Origin of the sequence: Tardiphaga sp. OK245 (genome assembly GCF_900108575.1) — a bacterium.
Classification (GTDB): domain Bacteria; phylum Pseudomonadota; class Alphaproteobacteria; order Rhizobiales; family Xanthobacteraceae; genus Tardiphaga; species Tardiphaga robiniae.
In genome coordinates this window covers 1,159,548-1,171,881 of the sequence record NZ_FNWZ01000002.1, presented here as the reverse complement: position 1 = coordinate 1,171,881, position 12,334 = coordinate 1,159,548, and the positions used below count along the sequence as shown (strand labels likewise).

The following is a 12,334-nucleotide window of genomic DNA, read 5'->3' as shown; positions in this document are numbered from 1 at the left end:
CCGGGTTGCAAACCACCGCAAATACGTGAAACGTCGCGATCATGACCCGCAGCGGGCCAAAGCTGTGCCGCTGCTGACTACCCGAGGGATCGGGGGCGTAGACGAACCATTTCGCGAGGCTTCAAGTGCTCGATAAAAGTCCAGACGAAAACCTGCCCACCGGTCTGGTGAAGATCGCATGTTCGACGTCGGACAATGTGAACAGTGCCTTTTATCAGAACGCCGTCCCCATCGTTCGGGAGCTGGTGGTCGAGAACGACAGGCTTGAGGAACTCGGCGATGTTTCGGTGCACCTGGTGGCCGAACCGCCCTTCATGTCTCCCGGGGTATGGCGAATCGATCGCATCGCACCCCAATCGATGCACCATCTTCGGTTGGTGGACCTGAAGCTCGACCCTGCGTTCCTTTCGGGAGTCAATGCGGCGCAAAAGGGTGAGATCCGGATCCGGGTCTGTTCGGGCGATCAGACGGTTGCCGAACATTCGGTGACGGTGAATGTACTGCCGCCGTCCTTCTGGGGTGGCGTAAATTCCGCGCCGGAACTGCTTGCGGCGTTCGTGCGGCCCACGGATCCCAGCGTCGACGTCGTCCTGCGCGATGCATCCGGCAAGCTAGCCGCAGCAGGGCGCAAGGATTCGATGGATGGTTACGTCGACAAACGGAAGGCGCGCGCCTGGGAGATCGCCGACGCGATATGGGCGGCACTCGTGTCGCGCTCGATCTCCTACGTCCTGCCGCCGAAGAGCTTCGAGCAGAGCGGGCAGCAGATTCGCGGTCCAGGCGACGTGCTGGCGCGTCAAGTCGGCACCTGTCTGGACCTGACGTTGCTCTACGCTTCCTGCCTCGAACAGGCTGGTCTCAATCCGTTGCTGGTCCTGACCGAAGGGCATGCCTTCGTGGGCGCCTGGCTGATCGACGACGATTTTTCCAGCGTGGTGGTCGACGATCCCCAGGCTCTGCGCAAACGCGTCCAGCTCGAGGAGCTCGTCCTCATCGAGACGACGCTGATGACGGGATCGAACCCTGCCCTTTTCAAGCAGGCTGTCGACGCCGCGAAGAAGCTGATCGCGGAAGATGCGGATTCCGCATTCGAATTGGCGATCGATGTCCGCCGCGCGCGCGCGACCAAGATACGTCCCCTGGATGTCGCCCCCGCGGGCGATGGAGCGGTCAAGCCGCAGGATACGGTCGCGGTCGCGCAGGACGTCGGCGAGGTTCCGGATTTCGAAGAAGAACTCGACCGGAAACGGGAGCCGGCGGCGGATCGCCCAACCGACCGGCTCGAGACGTGGAAACGGAATCTGCTGGATCTGAGCCTCCGCAACCGTCTTCTGAACTTCAAGGATTCGAAAGCGGTCATCGCCATCGAGTGCGCCGACCCGGCAGCCCTGGAGGATGCTCTCGCTGACGGCCGACGTTTCAAGTTGATCGGCAAGACCACCGTCCTCGACGGCAGCGACGGCCGTGATGCCGCCCTGCTGACCGCACAGCGCAACGCGGAAGTCCGTAAGGATTTCCTCTTGGATGCGATGGCGCGCGGAGAACTCCACACCACCGTCGTCGATACGGATATCGAAGGGCGTTTGACCGATCTTTACAGAGCGGCCCGCCTCGCCTTCGAGGAAGGTGGAGCGAACGTGCTCTACCTTTGCCTCGGCTTCCTCAATTGGACACCCCAGGAAGGCGCCGGTCCATACCGTGCGCCTCTCGTCCTCATCCCGGTCCAGCTCGAACGGAAGAGCGTACGCTCGGGATTCAAGCTCGCCTTGCACGGGGACGAGGCGCGGTTCAATCCGACCCTACTCCAGATGCTCAAGCAGGACTTCGACCTGTCGATGTCTGAATTCGCGGGCGATCTGCCGCAGGATGGAGCCGGAATCGATCTTAAGGGGATCTGGAAATCGGTCCAGCACCACGTGAAGCACATCAAGGGTTGGGAGGTGACCGAACAGGTAGCACTATCGACCCTGTCGTTCACGAAATACCTGATGTGGAAGGATCTAGTCGATCGGGAGGACCTGCTCAAGCGTAACCGCGTGGTGAGACATCTGATCGATACCCCGACGCATACTTACGAAGGCGGAAGTGGCGGTTTCGTCTCACCCAATACGATCGACCAGGTAGTGGATCCGGGTGATCTCTTCACGCCGTTATCGGCGGACTCGTCGCAACTAGCAGCTGTGATCGCCGCGCAGCGCGGCGCCGATTTCGTCCTGTTCGGCCCGCCCGGCACCGGCAAGAGCCAGACGATCGCGAATGCGATCACCAACTGTCTCGCGCACGGAAAGACGGTGCTCTTCGTCTCGCAGAAAACTGCTGCGCTGGAGGTCGTCCGCCATCGCATGCAGGCAATAGGGCTCGGCAACTACTGCCTCGAAGTCCACTCGACCAAGGCGCAGAAGTCGAGCGTACTCGAGCAGCTCGCAACTGCCTGGCGCGACCGCAATGTCGCGACCGAAGACGACTGGAAAGCCGCGGCTGGCGAACTCGGGAAGAAGCGCGAGCTCCTCAACAAACTGGTTTCATCGCTCCACAGACGCCGCGCGAACGGCATGACGGCCTATGAAGCGTTCGGGCGCGTCGTGGCGGACCGGGATCTGCTTGCCGACGCCGGGCTGACTTGGCCGGTCGGTACCGTCCACTCGCCCGCGGAACTCGCCGCGATGCGGGAATGCTGCGCGGACATGCGGACCGCACTTCAGGCGGTCGGAGACCCGTCCGCCCACCCCCTCCGAGGTATAGAACAAACAAAGTGGAGTCCGGCCTGGGTTACGACCCTGCAGCAAGCCATCGATCGCCTGCAAGCTTCGCTCGGCGAATTGCGATTGGCCGCCGAAGGGCTCGCTTCGTCGATCAACTTGCATGAGGACGACTGGGACGATTCGAAACTCCCTCAATTGATCCGTCTGGCCGGCGCCTTCATCCAGCCGGATGCCGCCGATGGGATCGTGCTTCTGGCGGACAACGGAGCCGACCGCATCCGCGCATTGACAATGATGATCGAGGTGATCGCTCGGATGCGCGATCGCGCGGCAAGCTTGACGACCCAATACAGCTTGAAGGCGGCGGGTCTCGACATCCCGGCGCTGCAAAAGGATTGGGCGGAAGCGTGCGTCTCCAACTTCGTGGTCCGTGCGGGTCGAAAGAACAAGGTGCGCGCGGTGTTGCAGCCGTTCTGCAAGGGCGATGTGCCGGCGGATATCGCCAACGATCTCGCGGTCCTCGCGGATCTCGCGGATCTTGTGCGCGACATCGAAGGCCTCAGACCATCCTTTGCCGGGATGGAGCATCTCTGGCGGGGAGCGGCGACCGATACTTCCCGCTTCGACGCCCTCATCGTCTGGGCGATCAACGCGCGTGCCGCGGGCGACGGGTTCGCCGCGAACGATGAAAGCTCCACCACTATCCTTCGCAACATCGGGGTCCTGCTCGGCCGCGATCCATACCGTTTCCATGCCGGCGGCAACGTTCGTCTAGCGTTTGAGCGTATGCACGCTGTATTTCCGAAGATGCACGCGAGCGCCAAGGAGCTTGGCGAGTGCGTGGGCCTGGAGAAGCCGGAATCCATCATCGTGCTGGAGCCGGGCTGGATCGAAACACTCCTCGAACGGATATCGCGCTGGAAAGCAAATCTCATCGAGGCGCCGAAATGGGCAGCCTGGCAGACCGCTGCCCGGACCGCCAGGGCGGCAGGACTCGGCCCCTTGGTCGTGTCGGCGGAAACCGGAGAAACAGAGGGGGACAAGCTTCTCGGCGCTTTCGAATACGCCTACGCCCGGTGGGTTGCCGAGACGATCGTCAACGAGGACGAAGTCCTGAGCAGCTTCCTCGCCGTCCGCCACGAAGCCGCGATCGAAGCTTTCATCGCGGCAGATCGGAAAATCAGCGAACTTGCGCGGGAGATCGTCAAGACGAGGATCGGGGTCGGCGTTCCGACCCAGACGAATTTCGGCAAGGACCCCGAATGGGGCACGTTGGCTCGCGAGATCACAAAGAAGGCGCGGCAGATGCCGTTGCGGCAGTTGTTCAGCCGCATTCCGAATGCTCTGACGCAACTCGCTCCTTGCGTGATGATGAGTCCGCTTTCGATAGCGCAATATCTGCCAGCCGATGCAAAGCCATTCGATATCGTGATCTTCGACGAGGCGTCCCAGATCCCCGTCTGGGATGCGGTCGGCGCGATCGCCCGCGGGACCCAGGTGGTCATCGTCGGTGATCCGGAGCAGCTTCCGCCGACGAATGTCGGACAACGCGGTAGTGGCGACGACGGCGACGATGACACGGGGATGGTTCAGAGCCAACAGAGCATCCTGGACGAATGCCTGGCCTCGAACCTGCCGAGCATGCGCCTGTCCTGGCATTACCGGAGCCGTCACGAGAGCCTGATCGCTTTCTCGAACGCGAAGTACTATCGCGGCGAACTGGTCACATTTCCCTCCCCAGTCACGCGCGACACCGCGGTTCGATATGTTCACGTCCCGGGTGGCATCTACGAGCGAGGCGGAGCCAAGGTGAACCGCAAGGAGGCCGAAGCCGTCGCGGCCGAGGTCGTCCGCCGATTGAAGACGTCCAGCAGTTCGATCGGCGTGGTCACGTTCAATGGCGAGCAACAGAAGCTCATCGAAAACCTTCTCGATCAGGCGCGCCGGGCGGATCCGGATCTAGAGCGCCATTTCGACAAGACCCAGACGCCCGAACCTTTGCTGATCAAGAACATCGAGAATGTGCAGGGCGACGAACGCGACGTCATCATCTTCTCGGTCGCCGCGGGGCCGGACAAGAACGGTCGTGTGACGGCGCAGATCTCCTCCCTCAACGGCGAAGGAGGCCATCGTCGCTTGAACGTCGCCGTAACTCGCGCACGTCGTGAGCTCCTCGTTTTCGCCACGTTGCGACCGGAGCAGATCGATCTCGGACGTACCGGCTCCCGCGGTGTGACCGACTTCAAGCACTTCCTCGAATTCGCCGAACATGGCGCACGCGCGATCGCCGAAGCCTTCTCTCCGACCGGTCGTGGCACCGATTCTCCGTTCGAGGATGCGGTGATGAAGGCGCTCGAAAACAATGGCTGGGTGGTGCATCCGCAGGTCGGCGTTTCGTTCTTCCGGGTTGATCTCGGCATCGTGCATCCCGATTTTCCCGGTCGATATCTGGCCGGCGTGGAGTGCGACGGCGCCACCTATCACCGCTCCGCGACCGCTCGGGATCGCGACAGATTGCGCGAGATGGTACTGACCGATCTGGGATGGAAGATCCGACGCATCTGGAGCACCGAATGGTGGCTGGATCCTCGGTCGGCGCTGGACAAGATCCAGACCCGTCTCGAAGCGGATCTAGCGGAGGATCGGGCGTCACGCGTCGATCCCGTTGTCGAGCCGGAGCCCGTGACCGAGCCGATCGACATCGACGCTGGTCCGGTACCTGACGACGATCCAGGGGTCATACCGTTCACGAGGCCGGCGACTGCGAACAGCGGGAGTGCCAGAGGCGCTTCGGGTGTCTCGCCAACACCAGCGCACGATGAGCTGGACGCCGGCGAAGCTCCCGCGAAGCTCTATGCCAAGGGACCGGCGGCCGTTCCAGCAGCGGCCATACCGGTCGCCGTTCCATACGTCAAAGCGGATCCAAGCGCCGCCTGCACGCCGGAACGCGATCGGTTCTACGACGTGGACTACCGTCCGAGTTTGCGGAAAATGGTCGACCACGTGGTTTCAGTCGAAGGGCCCATGTATTTCGACCTACTGGTCGACCGGTTGGCGCGCGCGCACGGGATACAGAGATCCGGCGAAACCGTGCAGAAGGTCGTCAAATCCGCTCTGGGTCGGGATCGTTATCCGCTATCGCGAGACGACGATCGCGATATCGTCTGGAACGCCGGGAACGGAGTGAAAGACATCGTTGCCTATCGTACGGGCGGCGAGCGGGTCCACGGCGAGATTCCATTATGCGAGCTCGCCGGCCTTGCGCAGATGTTGAGCGCAACCGGCTTCGAGGACGAAGAAATCGTCCGGGGAATGCAGGCACACTTCGCTCTCGGACGTTTGGCGGCCTCTACGCGTGAAAGATTCGAGGCTGCCAGGACAATTCACTTGGACGCACAGTGAGCTAAAGATCGGGATGCGCTACCAGCATCCTGCCCCATCTCTGGTGTTCACGAAAAGAAGCCCGCGATCGACCTAGAAAACCTGCGGAGATCGATAACCTGGCTCTTCGGAGCAGCGACCGATTTACACGAAAACGCGCCCGTGGCTTTCCGGCGACTTTGAATTGAAGAAGTAACCATCGCCGTCCGAGCCTGATCGGCGCTCTTTCGTGTTACCGTCCGGCTGTTTATATTTCTAAACGGGCCAAAACGAAGGCTCGTATTGCCGAGAGTGAGGCGATCCCCGCCATGGGCGACGGACTGAACGAGGGCGTAGTAGGCGACACCGCGAAGCTGATGATGCATCGGCTGATCGTGCGGATGCTTCGTCGCGACCCGTCGTTGGTGGAGAAGGCCAAGGTGGCGCATGAGCGCCAGGCGAGCCAGTTCGCCGACTGGCCCTTCGTACGCGAATGGCAGGGGCTGCTTGCGCTACCGCCGAAGGAACTGGCTTCGAAGCTCATCAGTCGAGATCGCGAGATGGTCCGGCTGCGCAACACCTCGCCGTTTTATCTCGCCGAGGGCGTCGACTTTGGCGACTACCATGCCCGCGTCCGGCTGAGAAAGGCCGCGAGGAGGGTGGTCAAGCGCGGTTTGGATGCGCAACCCGAACTTTCCGTTCCTGGAGGCCCCTGATGGCCGAGGACCGCCGGCTGCGCACGCTGGAAGACCTACTCAGGGTCGTCCGGGCCCTGGCCTATGAATTTAACACCGACACCGTCTTCATCGTCGGCAGCCAAGCGATTTTGGCGTCCATGCCCGACGCTCCGGAGCCGGCGAGAGTTCACTCGAAATCAACGCCTTCGCGGAGAACGCGAAGATCTGGGAGCCGGGGGAAGCCGCGCGGACGACGGACGGCGATCCGTCTGACGCATCCGAACACATCGACGGTTATTCGGTGAGAACAGCCAGTTTCACCATACACACGGGTACTATATCGATGGCGTCGACGAGACGACGACCGCCAAGCTACCGCAGGGCTGGCAGGTTCGCGCAATCAAGGAGAGGACCGAGGTTGCGGGGCGAACCGTATACGGCATAGCCCCGGGCTTCTTTTCGTGAAACTCAGGCCATCCCCGCGCTCGATGCAGGGGAACGATCGGCGCAGACCTTGTGCGAGGTACACCGTGATAAACGGCCTTGCGAAGCTTCAGGGCGACAAGATCGATCGCATCGTCGAGGTTCTCGAAGCTCCTGCCACGAGCTCGTCTTACAATCGCTACGCATTCTTGGTGCAGCCCGCCTAGTTGCGAAAAATGCTGAACGTCGGCCTGGGAATCGGCGAGCAGCTGACGCGTGGTCGGGTCGCTCGCATCGTGAACGTTCTGGCGGCGAAAACGGTTTGCGGACCCATTTCGCCGTCTAACTACGCGATGGGATCTAGGCACGTTGCCGCAAGCAATCGCACCCAGGCCCGATTGACCGGACGGCTAAAGACCATCGACACCAAACGGCTATATTCGGGGCGGATTCGGCAGCCAGGGCATGTCAGTAGAAAAATCGGCGGCCAAGCTTCCCCAGTCGGGATTGAAGATCTTGACATCGCTTGAAGAGTGTCCGGAAAAGCGCATCTCGTTGGGCCGCTCCCGCGGCATGCTCGGCAGACGGTCTGTTTCCGACCCCGTGTACGAATACCAGTGGCATGGGCCTTTCCCGACTTGAGATCAGGTAAACTTACGCTTCTCACTAACCGCAACTCTGGATGGTCGACTGCGATCCCGACCTCGCGGCGAAAGACCTCGACTGCATCGTCGTCAGGTCAAGCATATCGTCTGCTCGTTGATGATGATCTCCAAAGGCGCCTTATCACTTCGCGGGCTCTCACGGACCCGTCCGCAGAAAATCAGGATCACCGAGAAACATACCGGTTGTGTTGCTTACCGGATACAGACTCCTGCGGGAGATCATAATTAGACTGAGTCCGCACTCGCTTGATACTTCGCTTTTCCGCTCCGATCTCTTTTCTCCTGTTTTCAAAGACGCCGACGAAAGTCGAGCCATATTGGGTCGCTAAATGGCCAAAAGCATATTCTTGTCGACGAGCTTCGCCCCCGTGCGCAAGGCGACCGCGTTGTTGTTGACCATGGTCACCGCCGGCTGCGGGACGTTCATTCCTAGCCAACGCGACTGGCCGAATGACGATACCACCGACGTCGCGAACATGAATACGTACCTCGCTGCCAGCGTTATTTGCGAGTTGAGCTACGCGGTCACGATCGCGATCGAGAAGGACCGCGGATCCGCAAAGTTGAGGCCCAACGGTCGCGCTTACAGCAGTTACCTGAACGATTGGGGCGTCGAAGTGTCGACTGACCTCACGGCCTCCGAGAGTTCGACGGTCAATCCGTCCGGAAGCTGGTCACCGTTCCTGGCGCCTGCTGCGCTTGCATCCATTTCCGGAGGCTTCAGCGTCGGCGCGACATCCTCCAACGAAGACAACAACAATGTGTTCTATCCCCTGTCCGCACTCTACAAACCGGCATATTTCACGGTCGGCACGCAGGAGCGCCCCTGCCGAAAGCTGAGCGGCGACAAGCAGGGATCTCCGCTTGTCGATATCGATCTGAAGATTTTACCTTTGCTGATTTCCCGCATGCAGACCGTGGAATTGGGCATTACCGACGAACCGAAGAAGAAAGAAACCATCACCGGTCAAAAGAACGTTCTGACGAAGACGGTTTCGATTAAAGAGACATTTTCCGGTGGCGTGAATCCGACTTGGGCGTTCACGACAGGATCCATAAATTCCACCGGCACGCTTTTCAGCGGAAGCCGAGAAAGGACGCATCAGATCGTTTTCACTTTCGGGGAGTTGGCTGACAGCCGTCAAGGGCTAAAGCCGCTGCCCGAATTGACCCATATCAATCAGCAACTCAAAGCCGGGCTGCGCGCTTCCGTATTCAATCGTTGAGGAGCTAGAGAACGATGGCGAAAGACCGCAAGAACCATCAGACGACGACGCGCAAGACCCGCACCGCGAAGAAGGCCACCGTCGGCAAGACGGCCTCGCCCGACGATCTCGCGGCGACTTCTGCGCGGAAGTTGACCACGGTTTTGAGCGATGTCGCGCTGCTCAACAATGACGAGATCACGGAAGTCATTCATCATTGCGCGGCGGCCCTACGGCGGCGGAAGCCGTCTACGGCGAAAAGGACCGATGCGAAGCAAGCCTCGGCACAAGGTTGCTACACTTGGGCAGGCGATACCAAATGGGTGACCGTCTGGAGCGGAGGAGAAATCGTGAAGAAGATGCTCAAGTCCGAAGCTGACCAACAGGGTATCAAGCCGTGTGGCTGATTGTCAGTTGAGCGCGCGTAGCCGCCAATCACAGCTTCAGCTCGTTACGCATTGACGCCGAAATACCCTCCGATGCTCAGCAACGGGCAACAAGAACGCGAAAGGCGCTCGAAAGCGGAATACGAGACGGCGCCGCCTGGAGACGCGTTGCTGTCGCATTCCGAGAAAGATTTGTACGAATGTTGTATGGGATTTCAAAAAAAATACGAAATAGCCGTTGGAAAACGTCGTAAAGCCTTGTCTGACGGGTATAATTTGAATGGAGCGGACGGAGGGAATCGAACCCTCGTATGCAGCTTGGGAAGCTGCCGTTCTACCATTGAACTACGCCCGCATCGTCGCGCCATCTGATCTAGCCGAGACCGGCCGATCCGCCAAGCGGATTGATGGCAGCCGGTTACAGTTCCTTGCGCCGCACACCCGGCCGCGCCCTCCGAAAGGTCACCGCTCAAAGATTCCAGATGACGGTTTCAATTCGCCTGCTAACATCGCCTTCGGGATGGCTGGGCACGGATACACAACCTTCGACACGTCGGTGGGCCGATGCGGTATCGCATGGGGCGATGCTGGCATTGTTGGCGTGCAATTGCCGGAAGCGCGCGAGATCGAGACCCGGCGCCGCCTGCTGCAGCAATTTCCCGATGCGCGCGAATTCCGGCCGCCGGCCGATGTCGACTACGCCATCGAGGGCATCGTTGCGCTGCTGCGCGGCCAAGCCGTCGACCTCGGCGATATCCCCGTCGACATGCATGGCCTGCCGCTGTTCAATTGCCGCGTCTACGAGGCGATCCGGATGATCCCGCGTGGCGAAACCCGCACCCATGCGGAGATCGCAGCAAAGCTCGGCGCCAGCGGTGCGGTCTATTCGGTCGGGCAAGCCATCGCGCGCAATCCGTTTGCGATCCTCGTGCCATGCCACCGTGCACTGGCCGTTGCGGGCCAGACCAGCGGCTTTGCCGGCAATGGCGGCATCATCACCAAGTCGCGGCTGCTCTCGATCGAGGGCGCGCTGGCGGGCCGGACGACCACCCTGTTCGATGCCCTGCTGTCGGTTGCCCCGTCACGCCCGCAGGGCTAAATTCAGCCCATGCAGGCAACAACACTGTTCCAGAGCAACGCGATCACCGTCACGGACTATCGCTGTACGGCGGGTCCGGACGACGAGCCGTTTTCCGAACAGCACGCCGGCCATTCGCTCTCTTATGTTCGCAAGGGCAGTTTCGGCTGTCGCTGCCGCGGGCAATCGCACGAACTCATCGCCGGCGCGCTGCTGATCGGGCACCCCGGCGACGAATATACCTGCCATCACGAGCATCATGGCTCTGGCGACGAGTGCCTTTCATTCTCCTTCGCGCCTGAGCTGATCGACACCGTCGGCGACGCCAGGGACATCTGGCAGCAGGGCGCCATCGCGCCACGCGCCGAATTGATGGTGCTGGGCGAGCTCGCGCAGGCCAGCGCAGAGGCGCACAGCGATCTCGGGCTCGATGAGATCGGTCATGCCTTTGCGGCGCGTTTTGTCGACGTCGTCTCGGGCGAGCCGCGCAGGCGTGTGAACGGCAATGCACGGGATCGCCGGCGCGCGGTCGAGGCCGCGCTGTGGATCGACGCCCATGCCAGCGAGGAGATCGATCTCGATGCGGCCGCCCGTCAGGCCGGATTGAGTCCGTTTCATTTCCTGCGCCTGTTCAGGAATGTGCTCGGCGTGACACCGCACCAGTATCTGGTGCGCGCGCGGCTACGGCGGGCTGCAAACCTGTTGGTCGAGAAAGACCGCGCCATCACCGACATCGCCTTCGATGTCGGCTTCGGCGATCTCTCGAATTTCGTGCGCAGCTTCCATCGCGCCGCCGGCGTCTCGCCCCGCGCATTTCGACAGGCTTCCCGCGGCGACCGCAAGATTTTCCAAGAACGGCTGGCCGTGCACTGAGTAGCTTGCCGTCCTGATCAACCCGGGAGGCACAGCATGGCATCGATTCACAAAGAGATTTTCCTCGGCGCACCGGCAGACGAGGTCTGGGCCGCACTGGCCGACTTCGGCGCGCTGCACACAAGGCTGGTGCCGGGCTTCGTCACCGCCACAAAGCTGGACGGCGACTCGCGTATCGTGACGTTCGCCAATGGGTCCGTCGCACGCGAAAGACTGGTCGATTGCGACCACGACCGACGGCGCCTCGTCTATGCCATCGTCAACGAGCGCATCACCCAGCACAGCGCATCGGCGCAGGTATTTGCCGATGGCGATGCGCGCTGCCGGTTTGTCTGGACGGCCGACGTGCTGCCGAATGAGATCGCGCCTTATATGAGCGAGCAGATGGATCTGGGCCTGGCGGCGATGCAGACCCAGTTCGGGAAAGCCGCGCGATGACTGCATCGTTTCTCGATGCGCTCGCAGCGGACGGTCCTGCCCCGGATCGCATCGGCCAGATGGATCTCTATGGCTGGCTGATCGGCGCCTGGGATCTCGATGTGGTCAGGTATATGCCGGACGGCGGAGAGCGCCGGCGCAAGGGCGAATGGCATTTCGGCTGGGTGCTGGAAGGCCGTGCCATCCAGGATGTCTGGATCGTGCCGCCGCGCGGCCGTTTGCGCGACGGCGACGCCGCAACGAATGCCTACTCGTATGGAAGCACGCTGCGGATCTACGATCCGCGCATCGATGCGTGGCAGATCCAGTGGACCGATCCGGTGATGCAGAATTTTCTCACCATGACCGGCCGCAAGCAGGGCGACGACATCATCCAACTCGGCCGCGACAATGACGGACGCCCGATCCGCTGGAGCTTCTCGCAGATTACGCCGCGCTCGTTTCTATGGCGCGGCGAGACCTCGCATGACGACGGCGCGACGTGGCGGCGCGATGTGGAATTTACTGCGACACGCGTCGGCTAGAGA

8 protein-coding genes and 1 tRNA gene are annotated in these 12,334 nt (G+C 61.3%); 8 read left to right on the top strand and 1 reads right to left on the bottom strand.

Annotation, left to right across the window (positions count from 1 at the left end; translation table 11 throughout):
- Positions 1–125: 125 nt before the first annotated feature.
- The 4 genes from proA (at position 126) to BLW80_RS12155 (ending at position 9,439) form a co-directional block, all read left to right on the top strand.
- Positions 126–6,104, top strand: coding sequence for an anti-phage protein ProA (gene proA / locus BLW80_RS12180; RefSeq protein ID WP_244528114.1), 5,979 nt, complete (start codon positions 126–128; stop codon positions 6,102–6,104).
- 287 nt (positions 6,105–6,391) lie between these two features.
- Positions 6,392–6,778 (top strand): hypothetical protein, encoded by a 387-nt coding sequence (locus BLW80_RS12175; protein WP_093758075.1) that lies wholly within the window; start codon positions 6,392–6,394, stop codon positions 6,776–6,778.
- 1,378 nt (positions 6,779–8,156) lie between these two features.
- Positions 8,157–9,053 (top strand): hypothetical protein, encoded by an 897-nt coding sequence (locus BLW80_RS12160; protein WP_093758073.1) that lies wholly within the window; start codon positions 8,157–8,159, stop codon positions 9,051–9,053.
- 14 nt (positions 9,054–9,067) lie between these two features.
- A complete protein-coding gene (locus BLW80_RS12155) occupies positions 9,068–9,439 on the top strand; it encodes a hypothetical protein (RefSeq protein ID WP_093758072.1) in 372 nt (123 codons plus the stop codon).
- A 260-nt stretch (positions 9,440–9,699) separates the two neighbouring features.
- On the opposite strand, the gene BLW80_RS12150 is transcribed toward BLW80_RS12155, so the two are convergent.
- A tRNA-Gly gene (locus BLW80_RS12150) sits at positions 9,700–9,773 on the bottom strand.
- A 165-nt stretch (positions 9,774–9,938) separates the two neighbouring features.
- Here BLW80_RS12150 and BLW80_RS12145 point away from each other — a divergent pair.
- Genes BLW80_RS12145 through BLW80_RS12130 form a run of 4 tightly spaced genes read left to right on the top strand, consistent with a single transcriptional unit; the run spans position 9,939 to position 12,331 of the window.
- Positions 9,939–10,517 (top strand): methylated-DNA--[protein]-cysteine S-methyltransferase, encoded by a 579-nt coding sequence (locus BLW80_RS12145; protein WP_093758071.1) that lies wholly within the window; start codon positions 9,939–9,941, stop codon positions 10,515–10,517.
- Positions 10,518–10,526: 9 nt separating this feature from the next.
- Positions 10,527–11,369, top strand: coding sequence for an AraC family transcriptional regulator (locus tag BLW80_RS12140; RefSeq protein ID WP_093758070.1), 843 nt, complete (start codon positions 10,527–10,529; stop codon positions 11,367–11,369).
- A gap of 36 nt (positions 11,370–11,405) precedes the next feature.
- Positions 11,406–11,807, top strand: a complete 402-nt coding sequence (locus BLW80_RS12135; protein WP_093758069.1) for an SRPBCC family protein — start codon at positions 11,406–11,408, stop codon at positions 11,805–11,807.
- Positions 11,804–12,331, top strand: coding sequence for a hypothetical protein (locus BLW80_RS12130; RefSeq protein WP_093758068.1), 528 nt, complete (start codon positions 11,804–11,806; stop codon positions 12,329–12,331). The genes BLW80_RS12135 and BLW80_RS12130 overlap by 4 nt, the downstream gene beginning before the upstream one ends.
- Positions 12,332–12,334 lie beyond the last annotated feature (3 nt).